Source organism: Pseudomonas fluorescens (assembly GCF_001902145.1).
Lineage (GTDB): Bacteria > Pseudomonadota > Gammaproteobacteria > Pseudomonadales > Pseudomonadaceae > Aquipseudomonas > Aquipseudomonas fluorescens_BV.
Genome location: NZ_MRST01000019.1, coordinates 193,740 through 219,336, shown reverse-complemented (window position 1 = coordinate 219,336; position 25,597 = coordinate 193,740). Strand labels below are relative to the sequence as shown.

General features: G+C 59.4%; 33 protein-coding genes and 3 pseudogenes. 28 read left to right on the top strand and 8 right to left on the bottom strand.

The genetic code is table 11. The features are described from left to right. From BUE92_RS07080 to recX, 22 genes and pseudogenes are all read left to right on the top strand, one after another. A complete protein-coding gene (locus tag BUE92_RS07080) occupies window positions 1-612 on the top strand; it encodes a phage baseplate assembly protein V (RefSeq protein WP_073522769.1) in 612 nt (203 codons plus the stop codon). Window positions 613-621: 9 nt separating this feature from the next. Next, a complete protein-coding gene (locus tag BUE92_RS07075; protein ID WP_073522768.1) occupies window positions 622-954 on the top strand; it encodes a phage baseplate protein in 333 nt (110 codons plus the stop codon). Then, window positions 951-1,946 (top strand): baseplate J/gp47 family protein, encoded by a 996-nt coding sequence (locus tag BUE92_RS07070; protein WP_073522767.1) that lies wholly within the window; start codon window positions 951-953, stop codon window positions 1,944-1,946. The genes BUE92_RS07075 and BUE92_RS07070 overlap by 4 nt, the downstream gene beginning before the upstream one ends. After that, entirely contained in the window at window positions 1,943-2,581 is a 639-nt protein-coding gene (locus BUE92_RS07065) for a phage tail protein I (RefSeq protein ID WP_073522765.1), read from the top strand. The genes BUE92_RS07070 and BUE92_RS07065 overlap by 4 nt, the downstream gene beginning before the upstream one ends. Further along, the gene (locus tag BUE92_RS07060; RefSeq protein WP_073522763.1) at window positions 2,578-3,108 is read left to right on the top strand and encodes a phage tail protein; all 531 of its coding nucleotides are present in this window, start codon (window positions 2,578-2,580) and stop codon (window positions 3,106-3,108) included. Before BUE92_RS07065 ends, BUE92_RS07060 begins: the two co-directional genes overlap by 4 nt. A gap of 54 nt (window positions 3,109-3,162) precedes the next feature. Next, window positions 3,163-3,915 carry a hypothetical protein gene (locus BUE92_RS07055; RefSeq protein ID WP_073522762.1) on the top strand — a complete coding sequence of 251 codons (753 nt, stop codon included), beginning with the start codon at window positions 3,163-3,165 and terminating at the stop codon, window positions 3,913-3,915. Window positions 3,916-3,924: 9 nt separating this feature from the next. Next, on the top strand, window positions 3,925-4,161 hold the full coding sequence (locus BUE92_RS07050) for a tail fiber assembly protein (protein WP_073522761.1): 237 nt from the start codon (window positions 3,925-3,927) through the stop codon (window positions 4,159-4,161). 87 nt (window positions 4,162-4,248) lie between these two features. After that, the gene (locus tag BUE92_RS28460) at window positions 4,249-4,422 is read left to right on the top strand and encodes a hypothetical protein (RefSeq protein ID WP_003189022.1); all 174 of its coding nucleotides are present in this window, start codon (window positions 4,249-4,251) and stop codon (window positions 4,420-4,422) included. 2 nt (window positions 4,423-4,424) lie between these two features. Then, complete coding sequence (locus BUE92_RS07045) at window positions 4,425-5,591, top strand: phage tail protein (protein ID WP_073522760.1); 1,167 nt, start codon at window positions 4,425-4,427, stop codon at window positions 5,589-5,591. After that, window positions 5,591-6,097: a phage major tail tube protein gene (locus BUE92_RS07040; RefSeq protein WP_056845359.1), complete on the top strand. Its 507-nt coding sequence runs from the start codon at window positions 5,591-5,593 to the stop codon at window positions 6,095-6,097. Before BUE92_RS07045 ends, BUE92_RS07040 begins: the two co-directional genes overlap by 1 nt. A gap of 180 nt (window positions 6,098-6,277) precedes the next feature. Continuing rightward, window positions 6,278-6,850 (top strand): phage tail assembly protein, encoded by a 573-nt coding sequence (locus BUE92_RS07035; RefSeq protein ID WP_073522759.1) that lies wholly within the window; start codon window positions 6,278-6,280, stop codon window positions 6,848-6,850. Beyond that, window positions 6,847-6,972, top strand: coding sequence for a hypothetical protein (locus BUE92_RS28765; protein WP_017844653.1), 126 nt, complete (start codon window positions 6,847-6,849; stop codon window positions 6,970-6,972). Before BUE92_RS07035 ends, BUE92_RS28765 begins: the two co-directional genes overlap by 4 nt. Window positions 6,973-6,977: 5 nt before the next feature. Then, window positions 6,978-8,807, top strand: a complete 1,830-nt coding sequence (locus BUE92_RS07030) for a phage tail tape measure protein (protein WP_073522758.1) — start codon at window positions 6,978-6,980, stop codon at window positions 8,805-8,807. Beyond that, the gene (locus BUE92_RS07025) at window positions 8,807-9,190 is read left to right on the top strand and encodes a phage tail protein (RefSeq protein WP_073522757.1); all 384 of its coding nucleotides are present in this window, start codon (window positions 8,807-8,809) and stop codon (window positions 9,188-9,190) included. The genes BUE92_RS07030 and BUE92_RS07025 overlap by 1 nt, the downstream gene beginning before the upstream one ends. Further along, complete coding sequence (locus BUE92_RS07020) at window positions 9,183-9,395, top strand: tail protein X (RefSeq protein WP_073522755.1); 213 nt, start codon at window positions 9,183-9,185, stop codon at window positions 9,393-9,395. The genes BUE92_RS07025 and BUE92_RS07020 overlap by 8 nt, the downstream gene beginning before the upstream one ends. 9 nt (window positions 9,396-9,404) lie before the next feature. Continuing rightward, a complete protein-coding gene (locus BUE92_RS07015; protein WP_073522753.1) occupies window positions 9,405-10,421 on the top strand; it encodes a contractile injection system protein, VgrG/Pvc8 family in 1,017 nt (338 codons plus the stop codon). Between the two features lie 15 nt (window positions 10,422-10,436). Further along, window positions 10,437-10,562, top strand: a pseudogene (locus BUE92_RS27765) (N-acetylmuramoyl-L-alanine amidase); the annotation flags it as partial. Window positions 10,563-10,604: 42 nt separating this feature from the next. Then, on the top strand, window positions 10,605-11,162 hold the full coding sequence (locus tag BUE92_RS07010) for a glycoside hydrolase family 19 protein (protein ID WP_073522751.1): 558 nt from the start codon (window positions 10,605-10,607) through the stop codon (window positions 11,160-11,162). Continuing rightward, window positions 11,150-11,644, top strand: coding sequence for a lysis system i-spanin subunit Rz (locus BUE92_RS07005; protein ID WP_073522749.1), 495 nt, complete (start codon window positions 11,150-11,152; stop codon window positions 11,642-11,644). Before BUE92_RS07010 ends, BUE92_RS07005 begins: the two co-directional genes overlap by 13 nt. 81 nt (window positions 11,645-11,725) lie before the next feature. Further along, the gene (locus tag BUE92_RS07000) at window positions 11,726-12,226 is read left to right on the top strand and encodes a CinA family protein (RefSeq protein WP_073522747.1); all 501 of its coding nucleotides are present in this window, start codon (window positions 11,726-11,728) and stop codon (window positions 12,224-12,226) included. A gap of 83 nt (window positions 12,227-12,309) precedes the next feature. Then, on the top strand, window positions 12,310-13,368 hold the full coding sequence (recA, locus tag BUE92_RS06995) for a recombinase RecA (RefSeq protein ID WP_005785454.1): 1,059 nt from the start codon (window positions 12,310-12,312) through the stop codon (window positions 13,366-13,368). Window positions 13,369-13,376: 8 nt separating this feature from the next. Further along, window positions 13,377-13,844 carry a recombination regulator RecX gene (gene recX / locus BUE92_RS06990; RefSeq protein WP_034126489.1) on the top strand — a complete coding sequence of 156 codons (468 nt, stop codon included), beginning with the start codon at window positions 13,377-13,379 and terminating at the stop codon, window positions 13,842-13,844. A 60-nt stretch (window positions 13,845-13,904) separates the two neighbouring features. Here recX and BUE92_RS06985 read toward each other — a convergent pair whose 3' ends face one another. Together BUE92_RS06985 and BUE92_RS06980 are read right to left on the bottom strand one after the other, a co-directional pair. Continuing rightward, complete coding sequence (locus BUE92_RS06985; protein ID WP_073522744.1) at window positions 13,905-15,017, bottom strand: TIGR00730 family Rossman fold protein; 1,113 nt, start codon at window positions 15,015-15,017, stop codon at window positions 13,905-13,907. A 294-nt stretch (window positions 15,018-15,311) separates the two neighbouring features. Beyond that, a complete protein-coding gene (locus BUE92_RS06980) occupies window positions 15,312-15,746 on the bottom strand; it encodes a PA3611 family quorum-sensing-regulated virulence factor (RefSeq protein WP_073522742.1) in 435 nt (144 codons plus the stop codon). A 178-nt stretch (window positions 15,747-15,924) separates the two neighbouring features. On the opposite strand from BUE92_RS06980, the gene BUE92_RS06975 reads away from it, so the two are divergent. The 3 genes from BUE92_RS06975 to BUE92_RS06965 all read left to right on the top strand — a co-directional run bounded on the left by BUE92_RS06975 (window position 15,925) and on the right by BUE92_RS06965 (window position 17,984). Continuing rightward, a complete protein-coding gene (locus tag BUE92_RS06975; RefSeq protein ID WP_073522739.1) occupies window positions 15,925-16,644 on the top strand; it encodes a tRNA-uridine aminocarboxypropyltransferase in 720 nt (239 codons plus the stop codon). Between the two features lie 251 nt (window positions 16,645-16,895). Next, a complete protein-coding gene (erdR, locus tag BUE92_RS06970) occupies window positions 16,896-17,546 on the top strand; it encodes a response regulator transcription factor ErdR (protein ID WP_003189050.1) in 651 nt (216 codons plus the stop codon). A 75-nt stretch (window positions 17,547-17,621) separates the two neighbouring features. Beyond that, entirely contained in the window at window positions 17,622-17,984 is a 363-nt protein-coding gene (locus tag BUE92_RS06965; protein WP_019817716.1) for a diacylglycerol kinase, read from the top strand. A gap of 3 nt (window positions 17,985-17,987) precedes the next feature. Here the strand turns inward: BUE92_RS06965 and BUE92_RS06960 are convergent, their stop codons facing one another. Beyond that, window positions 17,988-18,914: a LysR family transcriptional regulator gene (locus tag BUE92_RS06960; RefSeq protein WP_003189054.1), complete on the bottom strand. Its 927-nt coding sequence runs from the start codon at window positions 18,912-18,914 to the stop codon at window positions 17,988-17,990. 125 nt (window positions 18,915-19,039) lie between these two features. Here BUE92_RS06960 and fpr point away from each other — a divergent pair, with 125 nt between their 5' ends. Next, the gene (fpr, locus tag BUE92_RS06955) at window positions 19,040-19,819 is read left to right on the top strand and encodes a ferredoxin-NADP reductase (protein ID WP_003189055.1); all 780 of its coding nucleotides are present in this window, start codon (window positions 19,040-19,042) and stop codon (window positions 19,817-19,819) included. A 182-nt stretch (window positions 19,820-20,001) separates the two neighbouring features. Here the strand turns inward: fpr and tsaA are convergent, their stop codons facing one another. From tsaA to rimO, 5 genes are all read right to left on the bottom strand, one after another. Continuing rightward, complete coding sequence (tsaA, locus tag BUE92_RS06950) at window positions 20,002-20,697, bottom strand: tRNA (N6-threonylcarbamoyladenosine(37)-N6)-methyltransferase TrmO (protein WP_073522736.1); 696 nt, start codon at window positions 20,695-20,697, stop codon at window positions 20,002-20,004. 3 nt (window positions 20,698-20,700) lie between these two features. After that, the gene (locus BUE92_RS06945) at window positions 20,701-21,162 is read right to left on the bottom strand and encodes a DUF1456 family protein (protein ID WP_005785469.1); all 462 of its coding nucleotides are present in this window, start codon (window positions 21,160-21,162) and stop codon (window positions 20,701-20,703) included. 68 nt (window positions 21,163-21,230) lie between these two features. After that, window positions 21,231-21,941: an rRNA pseudouridine synthase gene (locus BUE92_RS06940; protein WP_073522735.1), complete on the bottom strand. Its 711-nt coding sequence runs from the start codon at window positions 21,939-21,941 to the stop codon at window positions 21,231-21,233. 222 nt (window positions 21,942-22,163) lie between these two features. Continuing rightward, entirely contained in the window at window positions 22,164-22,631 is a 468-nt protein-coding gene (locus BUE92_RS06935; RefSeq protein WP_073522734.1) for a GNAT family N-acetyltransferase, read from the bottom strand. A gap of 99 nt (window positions 22,632-22,730) precedes the next feature. Further along, the gene (rimO, locus tag BUE92_RS06930) at window positions 22,731-24,071 is read right to left on the bottom strand and encodes a 30S ribosomal protein S12 methylthiotransferase RimO (protein WP_073522733.1); all 1,341 of its coding nucleotides are present in this window, start codon (window positions 24,069-24,071) and stop codon (window positions 22,731-22,733) included. 239 nt (window positions 24,072-24,310) lie between these two features. Between rimO and BUE92_RS06925 the strand changes: the two are divergent. After that, a pseudogene (locus BUE92_RS06925) lies at window positions 24,311-24,637 on the top strand (hypothetical protein); the annotation flags it as partial. Next, window positions 24,610-25,597 (top strand): annotated as a pseudogene (locus BUE92_RS06920) (phage baseplate assembly protein V). The pseudogenes BUE92_RS06925 and BUE92_RS06920, both read left to right, overlap by 28 nt.

The following is a 25,597-nucleotide window of genomic DNA, read 5'->3' as shown; positions in this document are numbered from 1 at the left end:
ATGTTCGACGCGCTATTACGCATGCAATTGGGGCCGATCGTCGAACGCTTGGCCGAGATGGAGTCCCAGCTCGAAGACCTCTACCGCCGCGCCGAAAGCTTTTGTCGGATCGGCATTTGCCAGCAGGTCGATGCAGCCAGCAACACCTGCAAGGTCAGCCATGGTGACTTGCTCACCCCGGCGATCCGTTTTTTCAACCCCAGCGCCGGTGCGCAAACGGAAACCCGCATTCCCACGGTGGGTGAGCAATGCCTGCTGCTCAACTACGGCGGGGGGGAGGGCGGGGTGCAGTCTGTGGCGCTGTTCGGGCTCAACAGTGATCGCTTCCCGCCGGTCTCCAGCGTGGCAACGCTCACCCGGCGTCGCCATCAAGACGGCACCCAAAGCGACTACGACGACGCCAGCCACACCTTCAACTGGGTCAATGGCCCGACCACCTTCAGCGGTTCCCGCGAGCAGGTCGAGGCCAAGGTCGGTGCCACCAGCCTGACCCTCAACGCCCAGGGCATCACCCTGAAAATCGGCGGTACCAGCCTGTTGCTGGATGCCGGCGGCGCGCACTTCAGCGGCCCGGTGGTGGACCATCAAGGACGCGTCATCAGCCCCCGATAAGGACACCCCATGATCGGAATCGATAGGAACACCGGGGCAGCCGTCGATGACTGGCTGCAATTCGTGCAGCGTGCCACCCGAGCGCTGACCACCCCCGTGGGCACTCGGCAAAAACGCCCGCTGTACGGCTCGCTGATTCCGCAGTTGCTCGGCCAGAACCTCGGCGATGACCTGTTGATCCTCGCCCAAAGCCACGCTGCACAGGCCTTCTACAACACCCATAACGGTATCGGCGACTTCGACCCCCAGGTCATCGTCGCCACTCGCCAAGGCGCCGGCCTGCTGCTGCGGTTCGCCGGCACCTGGAAAAACCGCCAACAATCCTTCGAGGTCGTGACATGAGCATGCTGATCCCCGGCCAGAACCAACTGGCGGAACCGGCCATCATCAAGGTCGATGAGTTCGAGCCGTTGCTGGCCGAATTCAAAGCGTTTGTCATCGACTATGTCGCCACCCGCGCGCCGCAAAGCGCAGCCAAACTCCAGGTCAGCCTCGACAACGAAAGCGAACTGCTGACCCTGGCCCTGGAAGCCTTCTGCGTGCGCCTGCAAACCCATGAGCGCAAATACAATGCGCGCATCAAGCAGATGCTGGCGTGGTGGGCAACCGGCAGCAACCTGGATGCGCGCCTGGCCGATATGGGCCTGGAACGCCAAGTGCTCGACCCTGGCGACCCTGCGGCGTTCCCGCCGGTGCCGCCCACTTTGGAAAGCGACGACGACGCTCGCCTGCGTTACTACCTGGCGCCCCATGCTCCGGCAGCGGGCTCGCGCATGCAGTATCGCCGCGAAGTGTTCACCCTTGGCGAGCGCCCGGCGGTGAAAGTACAGAGCGCGACGCCGGGTGTGGTGACGGTCACCTACACCTTCGACCCGGACGGCTATGCAGCCCAGGTCAAGGACGGCAACGCCCGGCGCACCGCACCGGGTGAAGTCATGGTCACCGTGCTTTCCCGCGAGGGCGACGGTACGCCGTCTGCCGACTTGCTTGACGGTGTACGACGCCATTTCGCACGGCCGGATGTACGGCCTGAAACCGACCTGGTCAGCGTCCAGGGCGCACAGATTCAGCCCTACAAAATTCGCGTGGTGGCCAAGATCAACGCCGGCCCGGACTCGGGGCTGACCCAAGTGGCGGCGCAGAAACTGCTGCAAGATTACGCAGAGTCCTGCCACCGCCTGGAAGGGCGAGTGGACCCCAGCTGGATCGACTACGCCATCCACAGTGCCGGCGCTGCGCAACTGCAAATCCTCGAACCGCTGGCGCCGATTGTCAGCACCGCGTTCCAGGCCCCGTATTGCACGGGCGTCGAGGTGGAGGTGCGCACGCTATGAGTGAACCCAAAGCGAGTTTGCTGCCCGCCAACAGCTCACCGCTGGAAAAGGCGTTGGACCTGGGCTTCGGCACATTGCTTGAGCGCGTCACCCCGCCGTTTCCGGCACTGATGAACCCGCAGCACACCCCCAGCGAATTCCTGCCTTACCTGGCCGCCGACCGTGGCGTCAGCGAATGGGATGCCGAAGCCAGCGAGGCGGAAAAACGCCTGACCGTGGCCTTGTCCTGGCAGATCCAGCGCCAGGCCGGCACACCCAAGGCGCTGAGTCATGCGGTGGAGTCATTGGGCTTCACGCCCAATATCAGTGCCTGGTACCAGCAACGTCCGCTGGGCGTGCCTTACACCTTCGACGTGCAGGCGATCATCGGGCGCAGTTGGTCCAGCGGTGATCACAACCGGCTGATCCGGCGTATCAACGCGGCGAAAAGTGAACGCGACCAGGCGACGATTACCATCGTGCATGAAACCGAAGGCCAGCTCGCGCTCACGCAAGTGCTCGACGCGCCTTTAAGCGACGGCGAGTTCTACCTGAACGGTGCGTTGCCGGAATTGGCGCTGGTGGCTCGGCTAAACAGTGCCGGGGTTGCCCAGCACTACACCATTAACGACTACGACCTCAGGGCGCAGCCATGACAGATGAAATCACGCGCCTGGTGCGCTTCACCTCCAAAGGTTTGGATGAAGTGCTGCAGGCAAAGAACCAGGGCCTCAAAGGCGAAATCACCCACATCGGCGCCGGTACCGGCCGCTACAACCCCGACGGCAGCGAAGTTGCCTTGCGTGACGAGCGCCAACGGGTGGCCATCGTCGATTACGAAGACCTGGGCGAGCGCCAACTCAGGATGGCCGCGCTGTTTGATGGCGACGGTGAGTATGAGATTGGCGAGTTCGGTTTTTACCTCGCCAGCGGCACCTTGCTGGCGGTGTATTCCGTGGCGGGGAAGTTGCTGACGTATAAAGCGGCGGCGGCGCGGGTGCTGCAGAAGTTTACGCTGGATGTTTCGCCGTTGCCGGCGGATAGCGTGACGATTGTGGTGGGGAGTGACAATTTGAATGTGCTATTGACTGATGAAATTGCGGCCTTATCGGCCGCGAGCATAGACAATATGGCACGCGGTGTAGGGGTTCTATTTCGGGTGATGGAAGTCGAAAAGAAATAGGGCGTTTTTTAATTGATTTCACATGACGCTCATCAGGCGTTTAGGAGCATCCATTTGAGTACTGAACAGCAACTTGCTGCCGTCGTTAGTGCGGCAAACAACTTAACTAACGTTATTACCGGAAAAGTCGGAGAAATTGACAAGGCGATAGCTGATGCCCGCTTGGCGTATGACGCACAATTGGCGGAGTTGAAAAATAGACTCCCAAGGTTGGCGGTCACCAAAAACTTCAATCTTTCCCCCAACGCTGACGGAACATTGATTGAAAATTGGGGGATTCATGCTGAAGTGACGCCCACTAAGCTGCGAACTATCACTCCTGCTTCTCAAGCGGCCGGACGCCCGCAAGCTGATGTGGATTTCATGCTTCAGGTGCAGGCAGATGTGCGTGAACAATATCCAAGCTTTGAAATCAGGGCGAGCGATTATTGGCGCACGTTTGTATATCTGTGGCAAATGAAGTGGTCGGTGTCAGACGTTAGTCCTTGGCTTGCGTTCCCATACACGGTCGATATGGCGCTCGCGAATGGCTCTGGTGCAGTACCGCAGAACTCCTACCTGACGGTAGGCGCCTTCGTGCGTCTTTTGGAAGGTAACGTGTCTGGAGCATGGAGTAATGGCGTTGAAAAAGGCAAATGGCGCTGGTGTTCCAGTGTTATTTCTCCTACAGAACTGTTTGGAAGTTATTACCATCTGCATCCGATGCGCACCTCATCCACAGGCGTTGTTGAGGTGATGCTGGCAGGGGCTTGCACAGGCGTTGTAACCAACCCAGGTGATTGGGGAACGATGTTGGCTCTAGGCTGAGGAGAAAATATGAAACCGCTATTTGTACCTGCTGAACTTCATCCGATTATCAAGTGGGAAATGATCCGTAAGGCAAGGGATCAAGATTTGTCGGCGAGTGATTATGCTGCAATGCCAGACTATCCGATGCTCGAAACCAATAAGCTCATATTCGCTGAGTATCGTCAAAAGCTGCGTGATATTCCAGATCAGGGAGAAGATCCGGACGTAGTGCTCTGGCCATCCAAACCCGATTTCCTCAAATAACTGATTACCGCGAAAGCGGTTTTTTTTCGCCTCCCCAAAGCCCCTCCCGCAGGGGCTTTTGAATTTCCCCCCCGGAGATTTCCACCCATGCCCACCCGCCAAACCTACACCGTCCTCATCCCATTCCCCATCGGCAACGGCCATTGGTCCACCGCCGGCGAGGAACTGGAGCTGCTCGACGTCGAAGCATCCGCCCTGCGCACCGCTGGCCGTCTGGAACTGACCAGCGTCCTCAACTCCACCCCCAAGAAGGCTGAATAACCATGGCAGAAGTCCTGAACTTCGAGCACAACGGCATCACTGTAAATGCCACTGAATCTCCCGAGGCCATGGGTGGCCTTGGCGATAACGTCATCGGCCTGGTCGGCACCGCGCCGAACGCCCATGCGTCGATCCCGAAAAACGCGCCGTTTCGCATCAACAGCTTCACCACCCAGGCGCTGCTGGACCCTACCGGCACTGAGTCGGGCACCTTGTTCCAGGCGGTGTACCAGATCCTCAAAGTGGTGAAAGTGCCGGTCTATGTCGTGATCGTCGAAGAAGGCGCCACCCCGTCCGATACGATCAACAATGTGATCGGCGGCAACGACCCGGTCACCGGTCGCAAGCTGGGCCTGGCCGCCCTGAGCAGCGTCCCGGAAGACCTGACCATCATCGGCGCTCCAGGCTTTACCGGCACCAAGGCCGTGGCCGGTGAGTTCGCCTCCTTCGGCAAGCGCATCAAGGCCCGTGTGGTACTGGATGGCAAGGACGCTTCCGTTGCCGACCAAGTGACCTACAGCGGCGAACTGGGCGGTGCAGACCTGGGCTTCGACCGTTGCCTGCTGGTGCACAACATGCCGTCGGTGTACTCCAAGGCTGCGAAGAAGAATGTATTCCTGTCGCCATCCTCGTTGGCCATCGCCGCATTGGCCAAGGTCAAGCAGTGGGAAAGCCCAGGTAATCAGGTGACCTTCGCCGAGGACGTTTCCCGCGTGGTCGAGTACAACATCCTCGACACCTCCACCGAAGGCGACCTGCTCAACCGCTACGGCGTGAGCTACTACGCTCGCACCATCCTCGGCGGTTTCTCGTTGCTGGGTAACCGCTCCATCACCGGCAAATTCATCAGCTACGTGGGCCTTGAAGATGCCATCAGCCGCAAGCTGGTCAAGGCCGGCCAGAAAGCCATGGCCAAGAACCTCACCAAGTCCTTCATGGACCAGGAGGTCAAGCGCATCAACGACTGGCTGCAAACCCTGGTGGCCGACGAAACCATCCCCGGCGGCAGCGTGTACCTGCACCCGGAACTGAACAGCGTCGAGAAGTACAAGAACGGCACCTGGTTCATCGTCATCGACTACGGCCGCTACGCGCCGAACGAACACATGGTTTATCAACTCAACGCCCGCGATGAAATCATCGAGCAGTTCCTGGAGGACGTTCTCTAATGTTTACCAACCGAGTCAGACAGGCCATTGCGGCCACCCTTCAAGGCCTGCCGTTGTCCGCAACCGTGGAAGAGTTCACCCCGCCGAAGATCGAGTTCGACATGGAAGCCATGTCCGGCGGGCGCTTTATTGCCGAGGAAATGGCCAAGAGCGGCAAGGTGCTCAATGCCAAGCTGGTGTTGCAAGGTGCCGGCCCGGAAATCATGCTGGCCCTGGGCGTGCGCACGGGCGACGACATTTTGCTGAACGTGCGTGAAGCCGGCCAGGATCAAGACGGCAAGACCTACTTCACCTACCACACCGTGGGCGGCAAGCTCAAATCCCTGGAGGAGGCGAAGCTGAAAATGGGCGACAAGGCCACCACCACGCTGGAGCTGTCCTGCCGTACCTACAACCGTCTGGAAAATGGTATTTCGGTGATCGACATCGATGTTCGTACCCAGAAGTTCGTGCTCAACGGCGTCGACATTCTTGGCGATGCGCGCCGCGCCGTACTGATGCCTTAAGGGCCAGCGCAATCTGAAGCGAGCACGGTCAAGGTGGGAGCTGGCTTGCCTGCGATGCAGGCGACTCGGTATCCCTGGAGCATCGAGTGGATGCTATCGCAGGCAAGCCAGCTCCCACAGGGGCCGTGCTCAGGTTTAGATTTTTCGCACTTTTCAACACCGCTCAACAAGGAACTCCCCATGGCCTGGATGCCACCGTTGCACATCCTGCTGTCCCCGATCACCGCCGACACCGGTGCAATGATCGAGCAGGTTCAACTCAAACCGTTGTTCTACGCCGCGCAGAAAGACGCGCTGGCCCGGGCCGGTGATGACGAGGACGACCAGTTCTTCGAACTGGCGAAACTCGCCACCGGCCTGTCGGAAAAAGAGCTCGACCAACTCAAGCGCCCGGACTACGTGAGCATTGCGCAGTACGTACACGAAATATCGACGCGCCCGGCCTCGTTCTTCCTGAAGGAACAGGACGTGACGACCCACGACCAACCTGTCCCTCTGCTATTGCCCCTGCAAGCCGCCGGCCGAACCCTGACCGAGCTGCCCCTGGAAATGCCGGCCTTGCGCGCCACCAAAGTGATGAAAAAACTCGCCACCAACAAAGAGCGCGCCGAGTTCATCACTGCCCATTGCACTGGCCTGATGATCCCCGACCTGGCCGGTTTGACCGTGCCCGACTGGACCGAGCTGCAGGAGCGCATCGACGATTTTTTAAACAAACCGGCGGACTTCTTTCGCAGCGCGACATCGAAGTGATCCTTGATGTGGTGCCGCTGATCTACTCGGTCAATGAGGCAGAGATCCTCGACTGGGACGCCGGAAAAGCATTGCGCCGCTACGACATCGCGATCACTCGCCTTGGCGTCAAACAGGAGTAAGCGGGATGCAGGACAATTATTCGCTCGCCTATGCCGCCGCCAGGAATGGCCGGGATGCGTTCGGCAGTACAAACGGCGCACATGACGCCGATATCCTCAGCCCTGGCGCGTTGTCGGCTGGCAGCTCTACCCCGTCAACAGATTTGGCTGCCTTGTCCGGAACAGTTGCCGCGCTCACCGACGCAACGCTGAAACTTGATGAACTGGCACTGTCGCTCGGCTCATTGCGTGAGGGTGTGGATTCTCTCGACACCGCCTTGTCGTCGTTGAGGGCAGTTGATGTGCGCTCATCCAATGTGGGTGAGCCTACAGAATCGAAGACGGTGTCTGAATCCGCTTCGACCACCTCTGAGAATTTGCGCCATACCCGCGAGGCCATGACGCTGGGCAATGCCCAGATACTAGACCTGGCAAGTGCGCTGCAGCATTCAGGCAGCCATTTGAAATTTGACAACGCCGCGACGTCGGAAAAGTCAGTAAAGGTGCTGCGCGAGGAGTCCAACGAAAGCAGCAAACGCTTCTCTAAGACCCTGGATGCCACATCGGTCTGGGGAGAATCGCTTTGGCTGAAAGCCAAGACGAGCCTGACGGACAGCGCCAATGTCGCCGCTGAAGACTCACCGGTTCTGGCGAGCGCGATTAAAACGGCTGGAGCTGTTACGCCGGTGTTTACCGAACTGTTCTCAGGTTTGGGAGACACGATAAAAAGCCGCGTTGCCGGCAACGTGGTCGATGCGACGCTGGGTAAGCTCCCCGGTGTTGGCAAGCTGTTCAAGGATGGCGGTTCCGAGAAAGGCAAAGCGTGCTGCTGCGCGACGGCAACTGAGCGCCCCATTGGAAGTCGACGTTCGCGCTCGCAGGGCTCCCGCGGGAAAAAGAGTCCTCGTCAGTCGACCTCGCAAAAACAGCAGAGATCTCGAAGCCCTCAAAGCTCGCAGAACAGGCAAAAGAAACAGCCGCTTTCACCGAAGACAGCTTCGACCAAACGATCGCCCGCAGGCAGGAACGGCGGTGTGTTTGCCCGGATTCTAAGTAGCCTCGAACGTGATGCAAAAGCAATGTTGCCTCCGCCGTTTTTGGGCTTGGATGCCGGTGGCCCGGCTCGGCGGTTGCAACCTCGTGCAGTCCTGACGAACAGTCGAACAAAGAACCGATCCGCAGGCCCGTCGACAGCGAGCAAAGGCCCTGGGCTGATCGAAGCAGTAGAGCGCAAGCTCATCCCCATGCCTTTCGAAGGTCGGGTAACTGCCCCGGCCAATACTCGCGATATCAGGCGTGAGCCTCTGCCTGGCCCGCTGAAGATACCTGCCAGCCCACTGGGAACAGCGCGCAGATTGGGATTGGCCGGCGCCCGCCGCCTTGGCCCACTCAAGTATGTCGACACCGCGGTGGATGTGATCCAGGGCGTACGCACTGGCGACGCCAAGGCTGTCGGTTCGGGCCTGAGCACCGCCGGTGGCGCCTGGGCCGGCGCGTCCGCCGGCGCCGCTCTCGGCACCCTGGTTTTCCCGGGTATCGGCACCGCAGTCGGCGGCGCCATCGGTGGCTTGCTCGGCAGCGAAGCAGGCAGCTGGCTTGGGGGCAAGTTGTTCGGTTCAAGTGATCGTCTGCCTGCGCCAAACGCGCTGAGTAAAGAACTCAGCAGCGCGCGAACGGACAACGTTCAGATCACGCTCTCACCGAGCATCCAGATCACCGGCGTCAACCCGGCGGACGCTCAGCAGGTGGTCAATCAAGTGATCCAGGCCTTGCAGTTCCAATGCGTGCCTATGCTCACCGACTCCCTGAGCGTGCGGCGCAACGCGGCACTGGCCGATCCCTCAGGAGGTGATTGATGCGACAACAAATGGTACTGGGCGACTTTATTTTTGGGTTATCCCGGGGGTTCGCCTATTCCACACTGACGCGCAACAGCGATGGCGGTTGGAGCGACCTGGCGATTATTGCCAGCAAACCCCAGTCGCGGCAGAACGGCCAGAAGCTGGAAAAACTCACATTCAGCGGCACCGCCATGTACGCCGTCGGGATGCAACGCCTGGACGAATTGCGCGCCCTGCAAAATGCGCGGGCGCCGTTGCCGCTGGTCGATGGCATCGGCCGTAACTGGGGCCAGTGGCGGATCAATGCAGTGATGGAAAGCCAGAGCAATGTGATTGATGACGGCACTGCCATGGTCATGACCTGGACCCTGGAATTGGAGGAATTCGTCAATGCGTAGAGTGCGAAGTATTGCCGGTGACTCGGTCAACCTGTTGCTTTACCGCGAGTTGGGCCGTTGCGATGACGCGGCCGAAGAAACCCTCTGGCGCTTGAACCCGGACCTTGCCGAATACGGCCCGGTACTGCCCGCAGGCGTATGGGTGATCGTGCCGGAGATGCTAGCCAGGCCGGCCGCCATACGTCCTGTCCTGGCCTGGGACTAAGGAGGCTGTATGACACAGGGATTCACTCCGATCGTGGAGTTCTACGGCGCCAATGCGGCGCTGCTCAATCAACGCCTGATGCACTGGAGCCACACCGATGCCGCGGGCATCGAGACCGATCGGCTGGAACTGACCCTCAACATCGAGGGGTTGGAAGGCTTGCCCAGCCTCAGCGGCAAGATCGGCCTGCGCGTCGGTTATCAGGAAACCGGCCTGGTGGAAAAAGGCGAGTTTGTCGTCACCCAGCGAACCCCGGTGCTGTTTCCGATGCGCCTGATGATCGTGGCCACTGCTGCGCCCTTCAGCGTGGTGGATAAAAGCGGCTACCGCCAGCGCCGTTCCGCCAGCCATGGGCCGACCACCTTGGGCGCATTGTTCCGCCAACTGGTCAGCCGTCACGGCTTTTCACCGCGTGTGGCACCGACGCTGGACGGTATTGCGATTGAGCATATCGACCAGTCCAACGAAAGCGACATGGCCTTCATCACCCGCCTGGCCAAGCGTTACAACGCAGTCACCAAACCGTTCAATGAACTCTATGTGCTGGCCGAAGCGGGGCAGGCCAAGTCACTCACCGGTCAGCTGTTGCCCGAAGTGAAGCTGTCCGTGACACACGACAACCGCCCGGGCGACCAGGCCTTTATTACCGCCAAGCTCGATGAAAAATCGCGCTCCAAATACATGGGCAGCCGCGTCAGATGGTGGGACGCCGCCGCCGGCAAGCAGCGCGTGGTCCAGGTCGGGATCGCCCCGTTCAAGACCTTGCGCCAGCCCTGCCAGAACGAAGCCGAAGCCCGCGCCGTGGCCGAAGGCGAACTGCGCCGTGTGGGCCGTGAAGGCTTGAAGTTACAGATCGAGTGCCCAGGTAACCCGTTGCTGGCGGCCGAAGGGTTGCTGGTATTGGATGACACCTGGCCTGTGTACATGCAGGGGCGCTGGTCGATCACCAAGGTGACACACGTTGGCGACCCGGCGACGGGGTATCGCAGTTCGATCATGGCTGGTGGGTTGGCGGAACAGGCGTGACGCGCATTGTTCAGACCCGCTTACGTCCAGGACACTGCACTGAGTGCTTTTCAACTGCACTTTCGCCCTGAAAACTATGACGGTGTGCTTGATTCAGAAACGTGCGCGATCTTGTATGCACTGAATGAAAAATACGCCTGAGTCGTGTTTCATTGAAAACTTGACCCCAAGGAGGAGGGTTGCATGGTGGTGTCTGAGCAACAGCTAATTAAAGTATTACCAAACTCCCGCCTCAAGGCGGGCGTTTTCATTTCGACCTTAAACACGGCCATGTCTCATTACCAAATCACCACACCCGAGCGCACTGCCGCATTCCTTGCCCAAGTCGGCCATGAATCGGGTCAGTTGTTCTATTTACGAGAGTTGGGCAGTGATCAGTACCTGAGCAAATACGACACCGGCACCTTGGCCGCACGCCTGGGCAACACCCCCGAAGCGGACGGAGATGGACAAAAGTATCGTGGCAGGGGGCTGATCCAGATAACCGGGCGCCGCAATTACATGGCGTGCAGCCAGGCGCTGTTCGGCGATGATCGCCTGTTGCTCCAGCCGCAACTGCTGGAACAACCGCAATGGGCCTGCGAATCCGCCGCCTGGTTCTGGCAAAGCAACGGCCTCAACGAGCTCGCCGACAAAGGGCAGTTCACCGCCATCACGCGTCGCATCAACGGCGGCCTCAACGGGCTGGAGGACCGTTTGCAGTTGTGGGCGCGGGCGAAGGCGGTGCTATGCGTTTCCTAGGTGCGTTTCGCTTGATCGGCGTATGCCTACTCATGGCGCTTGTGTGGCAGGTGCAGGCGTGGCGATACGGGGCGCAATTGGAGCTGCAATCGGTGGTCCACGCGCAGGAGCTCAGCGAGCAAAGCCAGGCAATCCTTCATCTGCAACAGGCTGAACAGGCCAAGCGCCTGGCCCTTGAACAACAGCTCTCTACTAGCGACCACCAACACATTCAGGAATTGAACGATGCCCAGCGTAACCAAGCTGCTCTGCGTGATCGCCTGGCCACTGCTGATGTGCGGCTGTCAGTCCTTCTCGACACCGTCGCCATTGGCTGCACAGTGCCTGCCGCCCCCAGCGCCGGCGGCGTGGTTCATGCAACCTCGCGAGCCCGACTTGACCCGGCGCATGCTCAGCGAATTATCCGTATCACCGACGACGGCGATAACGCCCTGATCGCCTTGCGTGCTTGCCAGGCCTACGTGCAGGCCGTCGCGCATTAGCCTCTTGATGCACTCTGTACCTTGCATGGTCGATGGGCTCCTGTAGGGTAGGCAGACCCCCGCCCATTCCTGGAGACGACCGTGAAGGAAATCACTCAACTGGCTGCCGAACTGGGTCGCCGTTTGCAGGTGCTCAGTGCCCACGTCACCACTGCCGAGTCCTGTACCGGCGGCGGTATTGCCGAAGCTATCACGCGGATCCCGGGCAGTTCGGCCTGGTTCGAGGCGGGTTATGTCACTTATTCCAACCGACAGAAGACCCGGCAGTTGAATGTGCCGGAAAAGCTGTTCGCCAAAGTCGGCGCCGTCAGCCAGGAAGTGGTGGAAGCGATGGCCCGCGGCGCGCAGGAAAAAAGCCTGGCGCGGTTTGCCGTGGCGGTCAGCGGTGTCGCCGGCCCGGATGGCGGCTCGCCGGACAAGCCGGTGGGCACCGTTTGGCTGGCTTTTGCCGTGGGCGAAGAGGTGACGACCGAGCTTGCGCACTTCCCCGGCAACCGCGACGAGGTCCGCCGACAAACGGTAAAAGCCGCGCTGGAGGGCTTGTTGCGACGAGCTGCAGCAGAAATAGACAATCAGGGGTAGGCGATCTCGGATCTTTGTGGAACAATACTGTCTACTTATACAGGTGTTGGCCGTCAGGCCTTATTGATTACGTGAGGACTTTAATGGACGACAACAAGAAGAAAGCCTTGGCTGCGGCCCTGGGTCAGATCGAACGTCAATTCGGCAAGGGTGCCGTAATGCGTATGGGCGATCACGACCGTCAGGCGATCCCGGCTATTTCCACTGGCTCTCTGGGTCTGGACATCGCGCTCGGCATTGGCGGCCTGCCAAAAGGCCGTATCGTTGAGATCTACGGTCCTGAATCTTCCGGTAAAACCACCCTGACCCTGTCGGTGATTGCCCAGGCGCAGAAAATGGGCGCCACCTGTGCGTTCGTCGACGCCGAGCACGCCCTGGATCCTGAATACGCCGGCAAGCTGGGCGTCAACGTTGATGATCTGCTGGTTTCCCAGCCGGATACCGGCGAGCAAGCCCTGGAAATCACCGACATGCTGGTGCGCTCCAACGCCATCGACGTGATCGTGGTCGACTCCGTGGCTGCACTGGTGCCCAAGGCTGAAATCGAAGGCGAAATGGGCGACATGCACGTGGGCCTGCAAGCCCGCCTGATGTCTCAGGCGCTGCGTAAAATCACCGGTAACATCAAGAACGCCAACTGCCTGGTGATCTTCATCAACCAGATCCGTATGAAGATCGGCGTGATGTTCGGTAGCCCGGAAACCACCACCGGTGGTAACGCGCTGAAGTTCTACGCTTCGGTCCGTCTGGATATCCGCCGTACCGGCGCGGTGAAGGAAGGCGACGAAGTGGTGGGTAGCGAAACCCGCGTCAAGGTCGTGAAGAACAAAGTGGCGCCGCCATTCCGTCAAGCAGAGTTCCAGATTCTCTACGGTAAGGGTATTTACCTGAACGGCGAGATGATCGACCTGGGCGTACTGCACGGTTTCGTCGAGAAGTCTGGTGCCTGGTATGCCTACAACGGCAGCAAGATCGGTCAGGGCAAGGCCAACTCGGCCAAGTTCCTGGCGGACAATCCGGATATCGCTGCCACGCTTGAGAAGCAGATTCGCGACAAGCTGTTGACCCCGGCGCCGGACGTGAAAGCTGCCGCTAACCGCGAGCCGGTTGACGAGATGGAAGAAGCCGATACTGACATCTGAAGCAAACGATGACTGTTGTACTGGATACACTCGTCGCTGTTCGGCGCACTGCAATGGACCTGCTCGCTCGCCGCGAGCATGGTCGAGTCGAGCTGACACGTAAGTTGCGCCAGCGCGGCGCAGAGCCTGAAATGATCGAAACAGCCCTCGACCGGTTGACGGAAGAAGGGCTGTTGTCGGAAGCCCGTTACCTTGAAAGCTTTGTGTCTTACCGCGCACGCTCCGGTTACGGCCCTGCGCGGATTCGCGAAGAGTTGAGCCAACGTGGACTGCAACGTGCCGATATTGACCTCGCGCTACGTGAGTGCGGTATCAGTTGGCAGTCGCAGTTGGAGGAAACCTGGCGTCGCAAGTTTGCGGGGCATCTTCCTATAGATGCGAAGGAGCGTGCGAAGCAAGGTCGTTTCTTGAGTTATCGCGGGTTTTCGATGGACATGATCAGCCGCTTGTTGAGCGGTCGGGATATGGACGACTGAACGCCAAAAAACAAAAGGCCCACTATGAAAATAGTGGGCCTTTTTTTCGTCTGCAAAAAATCACGCTGTCTCTGGCGTCATCCGTTGCTGCGCCTTGCCCTGAGCCTGCGCCCAGTTCTCCGGCAGGTTGATGTAATCCACCAACTCCCGCAGTCGCCCCTGATCACGGCCGTTGAAATTGAACACCAGGCGCGTCAAATGGCTGAACCTCGGTTCGTCATGGTCTTCGCCGGTATAGGCGAATTGCTGGAACTCGCCACTGAGCCGCAGGCTGGCAAACGCTTGCTGCATATGGGCCAGGGCGCGATCACTCAGGGGATGAGTCATGCGCACCACAAACTCACGCTTTAGCCAGCGGGTGGAGTGGAAGTTGGCGTAGAACTGGTTGATTTCGTCCACGGCCTCTTCGGCGCTGTAGACCAGGCGGACCAGTTTGAGGTCGGTGGGCAGGATATAGCGATTGGCTTCCAACTGGCTGCGGATGAAATTCAGGGCGCCTTGCCAGAATCCACCGCCCGGCGCATCCAGCAGCACTACCGGCACCAGCGGGCTCTTGCCGGTCTGGATCAGGGTCAGCACTTCCAATGCCTCGTCGAGGGTGCCGAAACCGCCAGGGCACAACACCAGCGCGTCGGCTTCCTTGACGAAGAACAACTTACGGGTAAAGAAGAAGTGGAATGACAGCAGGTTGTCGGTGCCATCAATGGTTGGGTTGGCGTGCTGTTCAAAGGGCAGGGTGATATTGAACCCCAGGCTGTGCTCCAGGCCCGCGCCTTCGTGGGCTGCGGCCATGATGCCGCCACCGCCACCGGTGATGACCATCAGGTCGGAACGCGCCAACGCTGCACCCACCTCTCGGGCCAGCGCATACAGCGGGCTTTCCACTGGCGTACGTGCCGAGCCGAATACCGTGACTTTGCGCCGGCCCTTGAACTGTTCGAGCACCCGAAAGGCATGGTCCAGTTCACGGATGGCACGCAGGGTGATCTTGGCGTTCCAGCGATCACGGTCGTCCTGGGCCATGCGCAGGACGGTGAGGATCATGTCTCGATAAAGGGAGATATTCGGGCTGTTGGGGGCGATCAACTGAATTTGTGCGTCGACTTGCTGGGTGAGGTCGGTCCCGTTTTCTTCAAAATGACGAAGCAACAGATCATTCGATTCATGAGGCATTCAATTTCTCCTTCTTTACAGGGCCTGGGTAGTCGACGAGAACGTCGACTGGGCCACGACACTGCTTGTGTCGCGGCATGCCGCAGGAGGGCAGGCCTTTTTTGCCCTGAAAATATGACAGAACAGCATTAAAAACTGTGGTGGGCGGGCATCTGGGATGAACTGATCATGGGCCGAAAAACCCTTGGCTGGCAACCGCTTATTGGTGGCTCATTACGCAGTTTAGTCGTTGATGGCAAACGCAGAGCAAGCGTGTGCGCCGCTGGGAAGCAGCGCGGGAGGGTCAAGCAGAGGTTACTTTTTCTTTTTCGCCGGAGCCGGGCAATCGGCCTCTGCGAACTTTACCGAAGCCACCGGCCGATTGGTCTTGTTCTCGGTGATTTCGTAGCGCATCACCGCGCCCTTGGCCATCAGCTCGCGGTAGCCTGGGTTGGTGCACACACTGCGGCCCAGCTGGAAATACACAGCCTTGGGGTTGGCGCGCATCTGTTCGGCACGGTCAGGCAGCACGCTGAGGTGATCGATCAGTTGCATGCCTTCAACGGTGTAGGCGACTTCCAGGGTTTTTTCATCGATTTCCCGGGGCAGGTCTTTGTTGCTTTCAGCCGCGACGCTTTGCAGCTTCCTGTTCATTTGAGCCTCCAGCAGCGAGGCCGCGTGGGCGCCCGTAGGCAAGACCAGCGCAAGGGCGACGGATGGGGCAACAAGGCGCAGCATGGAACGCAGCATGAAACTCTCCTGATTCGGTTACTGGTGCATAGACCAGCCACTGGGCTGTGCGTTCAGTGGCGCGCAATTATAGGTGAGCCCTTGCCACTACAGCCAGGCGTATCGCTGGTAAACTGCGGGACTTCTGTTTTTCACGAGTTTGTTCCGTGTCGATTTCCTTTTCTTCGCCGCGTGCCCGATGAGTCACGCCGTCTCCCGTTTGCGTACCCAGCGTCTGGCGCGTGCCGTCAGGCCGTTTCTCAATCGGGGTTCGCGTGCTGAGCGCTGTTCCGGCTGTCGGGTCATTCCTGAATACTGCCTATGTGCCTGGCGGCCTCAGGTAGAAGCCAGGTCCGCCATGTGCCTGTTGATGCACGACGTTGAACCGATGAAACCCAGCAACACGGGCTGGCTGATCGCCGATGTCATTGACGAAACCACTGCATTCGCCTGGTCGCGCACCGAAGTCGACCCCGATTTGCTCAGGTTGCTGGCTGACCCGCAATGGCAGCCGTACATCGTATTTCCCGGTGAGTTCGTGGCGCCCGAGCGGGTGGTCAGCGAGGTGCGCGTGGAGGAGGGCACGCGCCCGCTGTTTATCCTGCTTGACGGCACTTGGAGCGAAGCGCGCAAGATGTTTCGCAAAAGCCCCTATCTGGAACATTTACCGGTGTTGAGCCTGGCGCCCGAGCAGTTGTCGCGCTACAAACTACGACGCTCCAAGCGCGATGACCATTTCTGCACCGCCGAGGTGGCGGCGCTGTGCCTGGAGCTGGCGGATGACCTGGCCGCCAGCGAAGTGCTGGATGCCTACCTCGATGTGTTCAGCACCCATTACCTGGCTGCCAAGTTCCAACTGCCCCTGGATGCGGCAGACACCGTGCATACGCGCCTTGCACCCTACATCCCGGCGGTATAACCAGACGACGTTTGCATGATGGCACTGTAAGCCCGCAACCCGCTAAAATCCCCACGGGCGTAGTGCTTGACCCTCCAGGCTACGCTGGGCATGCTGTGCGCCGATTGGGCGCAACCGTGAATTATCGACGTCGTTTCATGTGTTTTTGACGTTGAGCGGGCCCTGTGGCGATCGCTGCCTGGCCGTCGCCTCGTGTATTGGTGAGCCCTGAACCCATCAGGGCTCCCATAAAAAACAGGATCATTTAACCAATGGCCACATACGAAATCCTGATTGCCGATGACCACCCGCTGTTTCGCAGCGCACTGCATCAGGCCGTAACCCTGGGCCTTGGCCCCGATGTACGTCTGGTCGAAGTGGCCAGCATTGCCGAACTGGAAGCCCGCCTTACCGAAAAGTCCGACTGGGACCTTGTGTTGCTCGACCTGAACATGCCGGGCGCCTACGGTTTCTCCGGGCTGGTGCTGCTGCGTGGTCAATACCCGCAGATCCCCGTGGTGATGGTGTCGGCCCAGGAAGAAGCCGACGTGGTGGTGCGCTCCAAGGAGTTTGGCGCCAGCGGTTTCATCCCCAAGTCCAGCGCGATGGAAGATATCCAGAAAGCCGTGCGTACGGTGTTGGATGGCGATGTGTCCTGGCCACCCCAGGCGTTTGAAGAAATCAATGTGTCCGATGAGGCCAAGGCCGCCCGTGATGGCCTGGCCAGTTTGACGCCCCAGCAGTTCAGGGTATTGACCATGGTCTGCGAAGGGTTGTTGAACAAGCAGATTGCCTACGAGTTGAGCGTGTCGGAAGCGACCATCAAGGCTCACGTTACGGCGATTTTCCGTAAGTTGGGTGTACGTACACGCACCCAGGCGGCATTGCTGTTGCAGCAACTTGAGTCAATCTCGCAACATTAAGTTACAGCCGCTTCACGCTTTTTTGACTTTGCGTGATCTAGCTTCCCCACTTCTTTGGTTCAGTTGCCTACATCTATGTCGCCTTTCAAGGGTCAAACCGGTATCAAACGTATCTTCAATGCAGGAGGCTATTCCCTGGATGGCCTGCGCGCGGCCTTCACCGGCGAGGCGGCATTCCGCCAACTGGTGTTGCTGAACGTCATCCTGATCCCCGTGAGCTTTTTCTTGCAGGTCAGCCGGGTTGAGCGGGCGCTGCTGATTGCAGTGTGTCTGTTGGCGCTGATCGTCGAATTGCTTAACTCAGCGGTAGAAGCGGCCATTGACCGTATTTCGCTGGACCGCCACCCGCTGTCTAAAAACGCCAAGGACATGGGCAGCGCCGCGCAATTCGTGGCACTGACCATGATCACCCTGGTGTGGGCCGTGATCCTGATCTGACGATCAAGCGATACTCGGCAGCACGATCTCGTCGCTGCGCTGCACCCCAGCGGTGAAGGCGCGGCACAGTTCGAGAAACTCGCGCATCGCTGAGGTCTGGTACTTCTGCTTGTGCCAGATAAAGTAGAACTGCCGGGCCAGGTCCAGGTCCGGGGTTTCCACTGGCACCAGGCTGCCACGGCGGAAGGCATCCCGCAGCGCCAGCCGCGAAATGCAGCCAATGCCCAAGCCCGACTCCACAGCTCGCTTGATCGCCTCGGTGTGTTCCAGTTCCAGGCGGATATTCAGTGCGCTACGGTGATGACGCATAGCCTGGTCGAAGGTCAGGCGCGTGCCCGAGCCTTGTTCGCGCAGGATCCACGCTTCGTGGGTCAATTCGTCCATGGTGGCCACGCCACGCTTGGCCAAATGATGCTGGGGCGCGCAGAACACCACCAGTTCATCTTCTACCCATGTCTGCACCTCGATATCCGGGTGGCTGCAGTCGCCTTCGATTAGACCCAGGTCAATTTCGTAGTGGGCAACCTGATGCACGATATGGGCAGTGTTCTGCACATGCAGCTTTACCTGGCTCTCGGGGTGTTGCTGCATAAAGCTGCCAATCAGCAGCGTCGCCAGGTAATTGCCGATGGTCAGCGTGGCGCCGACCGCCAGGGAGCCGAAGCCGGACTTGCCGTTGAGCAGGTCCTCGATCTCCTTGGCCTGGTCCAGCAGCGCCACGGCCTGGGGCAACAGTTGGTGACCGAGGGCGTTGAGGCTCAGGCGTTTACCGGCGCGGTCGAATAATTGGCAGCTGGATTGACGCTCCAGCTCGGTGATTGACGTGCTGGCTGCGGATTGGGATAGGGCCAGAAGGCCAGCAGCGCGCGAGACGCTTTCCTGCTGGGCGACGGCAACGAAGACTTGCAGTTGACGGAGAGTAAATCGCATATCGATATAACCGATAACCCTTATCTTAATAATCCAGTTAACAGATATTGTCGCCGCCATTAGAATGCTGTGCAATTGCGCATCCATACCTTTGGCGCAGACCCATTTCCAGGAGTCCCCCGTACATGAGCAACATGAACCACGAGCGTGTCCTCAGTGTTCATCACTGGAACGACACTCTGTTCAGCTTCAAGTGCACCCGCGATCCGGGCCTGCGCTTCGAGAACGGTCAGTTCGTGATGATCGGCCTGCAACAGCCCAACGGCCGCCCGCTCATGCGCGCTTACTCCATTGCCAGCCCGAACTGGGAAGAGCATCTGGAGTTCTTCAGCATCAAGGTGCCCGATGGCCCGCTGACTTCCCAGTTGCAGCATCTGAAGGAAGGCGATGAGATCATCATCAGCAAAAAACCGACGGGCACCCTGGTGCTTGACGATTTGAAGCCGGGCAAGCATCTGTATCTGCTCAGCACCGGTACTGGCCTCGCCCCATTCATGAGCGTGATCCAGGACCCGGAGACCTACGAGCGTTTCGAAAAAGTCATCCTGTGCCACGGCGTGCGCTACGTCAACGAAGTCGCCTACCGCGAATTCATCACCGAGCATTTGCCGCAGAACGAATTCTTCGGCGAGGCCCTGCGTGACAAGTTGATCTACTATCCGACCGTGACCCGCGAGCCGTTCGAAAACGAAGGTCGCCTGACCGACCTGATGCGCAGCGGCAAGCTGTTCAGCGACATCGGCCTGCCGCCGATCAACCCCGAAGACGACCGCGCCATGCTGTGCGGCAGCCCAAGCATGTTGGATGAGACCAGCGAAGTGTTGAACAGCTTCGGCCTCAAGGTTTCGCCACGGATGCGTGAGCCGGGTGATTATCTGATCGAGCGTGCGTTCGTCGAGAAATGACTTCGGCTCACTTGTAGGAGCGAGCTTGCTCGCGAAGAACGTCAACGATAACGCTGGCATCTTGACTCAACGCGGTGCCTGTTCGTTTTTCGCGAGCAAGCTCGCTCCTACAGTTGAATGCGTTTGCAAAGAAAAGCCCGCGTTGCCTGTGAAGGCAGCGCGGGCTTTTTCGTTTGTGCGATTTACTGTGCCGGAACCACTTCCAGCACACAAATCATCCCGGGTTCCGGATAGTGCCAGCGCACATCCACATCCCAGAATTGCGCACCGTATTCGCGTTCCGACGTCGGAACCTGATACGCCGGCCGCGGGTCCTGCGCCAAACACTGCTCAATCAACGCCACCAGTGGCTCGCTCAGGCGCTCGGCGTGGCCCTGGGCTTGTTGCAGCGCTGTCTTGAGCCACTGCACAGCAATCAGTTGCGGCGCGCTGCTGGCGATGGTGTTGGTAGCGCTGTCGACAATGTCGGCATACGGCACATACGGCTTGATATCCAGCACCGGCGTGCCATCGAGCAAATCTATGCCGGATATCCACAGCCGCCCCGGTTCCACCTTGTCCAGCTTCACCACCGACTGGCCAATACCATTGGGCCGATGGGTTGCGCGGGTGGCAAACACGCCCATGGACGTATTGCCGCCCAGGCGTGGCGGGCGCACTTTCAGGCGTGGCTTGTCTTCCAGGGCCTGATGAAACAGAAACAGCAGCCACACATGGCTGACCTGTTCCAGCCCCTGCACCGCCTCGCCCTGGTCGAACGGCGCCACCAGTTCCAGCACGCCACGGGCAGCCGGTGCCAGTTGCGGTTGGCGCGGGATGGCGAACTTCTCCTTGAAACAGGAGTGTACGAAGCCGACGGGCGAGACCTTGTAACTCATGGCTTAGGCACGGACCCGCAAGGTCAGGCCCTTGAGGAAGTTACGCAGCAACTGATCGCCACAGGTGCGGTAGTTGGTGTGGCCGAACTTGCGGAACAGCGCGCTCAGCTCTGGCTTGGACACCGGGAACTCCGCCGCCTTGAGGATTGCATGCATGTCGTCTTCCTTCAGCTCGAAGGCCACGCGCAGCTTTTTCAGGATGATGTTGTTGGTCACCGGGGTTTCGATCGGCTGCGGCGGGCGGCTTTCGTCCTTGCCGCGCTTGAAAATCACCAGGCCATCGAGGAAGTGAGCCATGACTTCATCCGGGCAGAACACGAAGCCCTCTTCCTCATCTTTCTTGAGGTAGGTCAGCAGATCTTCCTTGGTCACGTCCATGCCGCCGAGCTTGATGATCTCGACCATCTTGTTGTCGCTGATGTCGAGCATGTAGCGCACGCTGCGCAGTACGTCGTTGTGAATCATGGTGGGCAATCCTGGTATTCAACTGATGACACCGCCGGAATCAGGCGGTGTCGGGAAAAGGGAACGGCTTAGAACTTCTCTTTGCCGGACAGGTAACGCCATTGGCCCACTGGCACCTTGCCGATGGACACGCCGCCGATGCGGATGCGGCGGATGGCAATGACTTTGAGGCCAACCGCTTCGCAGAACAGCGCAATCACGCCGGGTTGCGGGTTTTTCATCGCAAAGCGCAGGCGGTTCTCGTTCTGCCAGCTGGCTTTGACGGCAGGCAGTTCTTTGCCCTTGTAGGTCAGGCCGTGGTTCAGGCGGTTAAGGCCGTGGGCAACCATGTCGCCTTCGACTTCCACCACGTATTCCTGCTCGATCTTGGCGGCATCGGCGGTCAACTTGCGCAGAATCTTCCAGTCCTGGGTGAACACCAGCAGGCCACTGGCCTTGGCTTGCAGGTCGGCGCTGGCGCTCAGGCGCAGGAAGTGCCCCTTGAGCGGACGCTTGCCGAAGCGGTGTTCTTCAGAAAGGGTTTCGGCGCTGATCGAGGCCATGGCGGTTTCAGCATCTACGCCTGCGGGGGCGTGCAGCAGGATAGTCACCGGCTCTGGCGCGGTGGCTTTAGCTTCCGGGTCCAGCTCGACTTTCTGGTCAGTGACCTTGAACTGCGGCTCGTCGATCACTTCGCCGTCCACCGAGACCCAGCCGCCTTCGATAAACAGCTCAGCCTCCCGACGGGAGCAACCGACCAGTTCGATAAGGCGTTTGGAGAGGCGTATGGGGTCAGTCATGACAAGGGCCGTAACAAAAGGGGGCCACTATTGTACCTGCCTGGCGCCGGTTAATCCCGGCTCCATTTCAGCGCATGTGCCTTAACAATTATTTAACTGACGCAACACGGGTCAAATGTGGGAGCTGGCTTGCCTGCGAATGCGTCGGGTCAGTCTACTCATCGGGTGCCGGTATACCGCCATCGCAGGCAAGCCAGCTTCCACAGTTTGTACGGTGTGGTTTCAGGCATTACGGGCCTGTTGCTGCTGTAGGCGCAGGTGCAGCAATGGATAAGGCTGCCCAAGGCCATCATGCTCTGTGCGCCCGATCACCTCGAAGCCTTGCTTGAGGTAAAAACCCAGGGCCAGGGGGTTCTGTTCGTTGACGTCCAGTTCATCGGCATTCATGTGTTCGATCGCGTAACCCAGCAATTGCCGGCCCAGTCCCTGGCCACGGTAGTGCGGGTCGATAAACAGCATCTCCACCTTGCCCGCCGACACTCCGGCGAACCCGGTGATGCGTTGGCATGAGTCCTTGGTGCAGATCAGCATGACCGCATCGAGGTAGCGGGTCAGCACCAGGTTTTTCAACATGTGGATATAGCTGTCCGGGAGGAAGTCGTGGGTGGCGCGTACCGAGTCCTCCCAGATCTGCACCAGGCGCGCGTAGTCGTTGGTTTTAGGTGTGTGAATCACCGAATGTTGACGCATACCCGCTGTCCTTGCTGTATTCGGGGTTGATGGGCAATACGATAGACCTAAAAAAGCCCCGCATCTTGTCAGAGGCGAGGCTTTTTTATCATCGTGCGATCAGTCGCGCTTTTGCGCCCACAAGTCGTACTCGTCGGCGTCGGTCACGGTGCACCACACTTTGTCACCCGGCTTCAGGCCGCTGGCATCGTCGATAAACACGTTACCGTCAATTTCAGGGGCGTCGAAGAAGCAACGACCCACCGCGCCTTGCTCGTCGACTTCATCGATCAGCACTTCGATTTCCTTGCCGATGCGCAGTTGCAGGCGCGCCGAGCTGATGGCCTGCTGGTGCGCCATGAAGCGCTCCCAACGGTCTTGCTTGACGTCGTCCGGCACCACGGCCAAGTCCAGCAGGTTGGCCGGAGCACCTTCAACTGGCGAGTACTGGAAGCAACCGACGCGGTCCAGCTGCGCTTCGGTCAGCCAGTCCAGCAGGTACTGAAAGTCTTCCTCGGTCTCGCCGGGGAAACCGACGATGAAGGTGGAACGGATGATCAGCTCCGGGCAGATCTCGCGCCAGTTCTTGATGCGTGCCAGGGTCTTGTCTTCGAACGCCGGGCGTTTCATCGCCTTGAGCACTTTCGGGCTGGCGTGCTGGAACGGGATGTCCAGGTACGGCAGGATCTTGCCGGCGGCCATCAACGGGATCAATTCGTCCACGTGCGGGTAAGGGTAAACATAGTGCAGGCGCACCCACACCCCCAGGCTGCTGAGGGCTTCGCACAGCTCGGTCATGCGGGTTTTCACCGGCGCGCCGTTCCAGAAACCGGTGCGGTATTTCACATCGACGCCATAGGCGCTGGTGTCCTGGGAGATCACCAGCAGCTCCTTGACGCCAGACTTGACCAGGCGCTGGGCCTCGTCGAGCACATCACCCACCGGGCGGCTCACCAGTTTGCCGCGCATCGACGGGATGATGCAGAAGCTGCAGCTGTGGTTGCAGCCTTCGGAAATCTTCAGGTACGCGTAGTGGCGTGGGGTCAGCTTGATGCCTTGAGGCGGCACCAGGTCGATCAGCGGGTTGTGATCCTGGCGTGGCGGCACCACGTCATGCACGGCGTTGACCACCTGCTCGTACTGCTGCGGGCCGGTCACGGCCAGCACACTCGGGTGCACGTTGCGGATATTGCCTTCCTCCACCCCCATGCAGCCGGTCACGATGACCTTGCCGTTTTCCTTGATGGCTTCGCCGATCACTTCCAGGGACTCGGCTTTGGCCGAGTCGATGAAGCCGCAGGTGTTGACCACCACCACATCGGCGTCCTGGTAAGTGGACACGACGTCATAGCCTTCCATACGCAATTGCGTGAGGATGCGCTCGGAGTCGACAAGCGCCTTCGGGCAACCCAGGGAAACAAAGCCAACCTTGGGGTTGGCTTTTGCGATGGTGGTGGACATGTCTAACCTCGGTATTGAATGACGCTGCCGGTCGTGCACGACAAGGCAACGGACGGGCGCTTGGTGCGCCTCTGATCAAAAAGTGCGCAATTCTATCGGCGGGCAGCGCACTTGACCAGCTTTATGCAGGGAAATGCGACGAGTGCTGCGCTGGGCGTGAATATCGCCCTAGTTGAGATCAGTCAGCACTTCCGCTTGTGCTTTCCTGTCCTGGATTGACGGACGCCGACTTCAACGCGCCGTACTTCTACAGTCTGGCCGCTGGCTACCACGCCATGGCCAGCCTGGCCCGGGTTTTCAACATCCCCGACTTTACCTGGCAGCAGCACGGTGCAGGGGAAGTGTTCGTGGGCTATTGGGCCGACAGCTTCTTTGGTGTTCGCCCGCCGCTACAGCTGCCGGTGGAACTGTTCGACGACTACCAGGGCAATCAAAGCGCGATGATTGCAGCCCTTCCCGGGTTGCGACCAGGTGCAACAATCAACCACGACGAGCGCATCACCAGTGTGGCGCTCATCGACAATCAGATGGCCATCCGATGGACGACGCAATCCGCTGCAGCGTAGAACGACAATTCCCTGAACTCACCGGTGGTTATCACCTGCCACGCTTTGCCCGCGTTGTCGCCGTAGCCGACGCCCCGGCCGGCGCCGGCATCTGTGACGACTTCCGGCCGCGCTATGCGGTTGACATCGAGGTCATGGGGCCGGACGGAGAACCAGATCCCAAGCTGCCGATCCTGGCGGGCGTACCGTTGCTACTGCCCACTGGTGGCGAGGAAATGGGCATCTATGCGTTTCCCGAGGAAGGCACCCAGGTTGTGGTGTGTTTTGCCTACGGCCTTCCGCACAAGCCTTATATCCAAACCATTCTGCCTCACGGGCTGAGTATGCCCAGCGTGCCGAAGGGTGATCAGGTGTGGCAGCACAGCGAGGCGTGCCAGCAGCGCGTGGACGCTGACGGCAACTGACTGCACCAAACGGACGGGAAGATCCGGGACAAGGCGATCGAGCGGGAAGTCGAGGCGATGGGAAACACGGAGACGTTCCAGAATCACACCAGGACGGTGGACGACCATTCAACTGAGCATTGGGTGGGGCTCAAGACGATCGAGGCGTTGAGCGTGTTCAAGCTGCTGTCGGGTGGATCTGCAAGCCTGGCGGCGGTGGATGATTTGCATCAGGCGACTGGGCGCGACTTGAATCTGGTGGTGGGGCAGAAGCACAACGCCACGGTGGGTGCTGATATGGTTGAAAGGATCGAGGGGCTGCGTGAGAGTGCGGCGGCTCTGGGGGCAGCGGCTTATGGCACCCAAGACCTGGCTCGGTTCTGAGGACGTGAACCTATTCGAAGTCGTATGCGACACGCTTAATCTGTTGCGAGAGATGAACTCCCAATTGTCTGTGCATACTTATGGCCCTGCACCACCCCCAAATACTGCTTCAGTATTTAAGGCCGGTGCGGCTCAGGCGTTACATTTCTCTACCACCCTAAAGGGCAGTTACAATGTGAAGCTACGAAATTAA

Bases quoted from the DNA above. Each gene is read 5' to 3' on its own strand.
- BUE92_RS07025 (WP_073522757.1), top strand. From the start codon at position 8,807: ATGCGACAACAAATGGTACTGGGCGACTTTATTTTTGGGTTATCCCGG.
- fpr (WP_003189055.1), top strand. From the start codon at position 19,040: ATGAGCAACATGAACCACGAGCGTGTCCTCAGTGTTCATCACTGGAAC.
- recX (WP_034126489.1), top strand. From the start codon at position 13,377: ATGACTGTTGTACTGGATACACTCGTCGCTGTTCGGCGCACTGCAATG.
- BUE92_RS06940 (WP_073522735.1), bottom strand. From the start codon at position 21,941: ATGACTGACCCCATACGCCTCTCCAAACGCCTTATCGAACTGGTCGGT.
- BUE92_RS07050 (WP_073522761.1), top strand. From the start codon at position 3,925: ATGAAACCGCTATTTGTACCTGCTGAACTTCATCCGATTATCAAGTGG.
- BUE92_RS07060 (WP_073522763.1), top strand. From the start codon at position 2,578: ATGACAGATGAAATCACGCGCCTGGTGCGCTTCACCTCCAAAGGTTTG.
- tsaA (WP_073522736.1), bottom strand. From the start codon at position 20,697: ATGAGTTACAAGGTCTCGCCCGTCGGCTTCGTACACTCCTGTTTCAAG.
- rimO (WP_073522733.1), bottom strand. From the start codon at position 24,071: ATGTCCACCACCATCGCAAAAGCCAACCCCAAGGTTGGCTTTGTTTCC.
- BUE92_RS06980 (WP_073522742.1), bottom strand. From the start codon at position 15,746: ATGCTGCGTTCCATGCTGCGCCTTGTTGCCCCATCCGTCGCCCTTGCG.
- BUE92_RS06975 (WP_073522739.1), top strand. From the start codon at position 15,925: ATGAGTCACGCCGTCTCCCGTTTGCGTACCCAGCGTCTGGCGCGTGCC.
- BUE92_RS06985 (WP_073522744.1), bottom strand. From the start codon at position 15,017: ATGCCTCATGAATCGAATGATCTGTTGCTTCGTCATTTTGAAGAAAAC.
- BUE92_RS07040 (WP_056845359.1), top strand. From the start codon at position 5,591: ATGTTTACCAACCGAGTCAGACAGGCCATTGCGGCCACCCTTCAAGGC.
- BUE92_RS07015 (WP_073522753.1), top strand. From the start codon at position 9,405: ATGACACAGGGATTCACTCCGATCGTGGAGTTCTACGGCGCCAATGCG.
- erdR (WP_003189050.1), top strand. From the start codon at position 16,896: ATGGCCACATACGAAATCCTGATTGCCGATGACCACCCGCTGTTTCGC.
- BUE92_RS28460 (WP_003189022.1), top strand. From the start codon at position 4,249: ATGCCCACCCGCCAAACCTACACCGTCCTCATCCCATTCCCCATCGGC.
- BUE92_RS06935 (WP_073522734.1), bottom strand. From the start codon at position 22,631: ATGCGTCAACATTCGGTGATTCACACACCTAAAACCAACGACTACGCG.
- recA (WP_005785454.1), top strand. From the start codon at position 12,310: ATGGACGACAACAAGAAGAAAGCCTTGGCTGCGGCCCTGGGTCAGATC.
- BUE92_RS07030 (WP_073522758.1), top strand. From the start codon at position 6,978: ATGCAGGACAATTATTCGCTCGCCTATGCCGCCGCCAGGAATGGCCGG.
- BUE92_RS07035 (WP_073522759.1), top strand. From the start codon at position 6,278: ATGGCCTGGATGCCACCGTTGCACATCCTGCTGTCCCCGATCACCGCC.
- BUE92_RS07070 (WP_073522767.1), top strand. From the start codon at position 951: ATGAGCATGCTGATCCCCGGCCAGAACCAACTGGCGGAACCGGCCATC.
- BUE92_RS07010 (WP_073522751.1), top strand. From the start codon at position 10,605: ATGGTGGTGTCTGAGCAACAGCTAATTAAAGTATTACCAAACTCCCGC.
- BUE92_RS07075 (WP_073522768.1), top strand. From the start codon at position 622: ATGATCGGAATCGATAGGAACACCGGGGCAGCCGTCGATGACTGGCTG.
- BUE92_RS07005 (WP_073522749.1), top strand. From the start codon at position 11,150: ATGCGTTTCCTAGGTGCGTTTCGCTTGATCGGCGTATGCCTACTCATG.
- BUE92_RS07020 (WP_073522755.1), top strand. From the start codon at position 9,183: ATGCGTAGAGTGCGAAGTATTGCCGGTGACTCGGTCAACCTGTTGCTT.
- BUE92_RS07065 (WP_073522765.1), top strand. From the start codon at position 1,943: ATGAGTGAACCCAAAGCGAGTTTGCTGCCCGCCAACAGCTCACCGCTG.
- BUE92_RS06960 (WP_003189054.1), bottom strand. From the start codon at position 18,914: ATGCGATTTACTCTCCGTCAACTGCAAGTCTTCGTTGCCGTCGCCCAG.
- BUE92_RS07045 (WP_073522760.1), top strand. From the start codon at position 4,425: ATGGCAGAAGTCCTGAACTTCGAGCACAACGGCATCACTGTAAATGCC.
- BUE92_RS06945 (WP_005785469.1), bottom strand. From the start codon at position 21,162: ATGATTCACAACGACGTACTGCGCAGCGTGCGCTACATGCTCGACATC.
- BUE92_RS07080 (WP_073522769.1), top strand. From the start codon at position 1: ATGTTCGACGCGCTATTACGCATGCAATTGGGGCCGATCGTCGAACGC.
- BUE92_RS06965 (WP_019817716.1), top strand. From the start codon at position 17,622: ATGTCGCCTTTCAAGGGTCAAACCGGTATCAAACGTATCTTCAATGCA.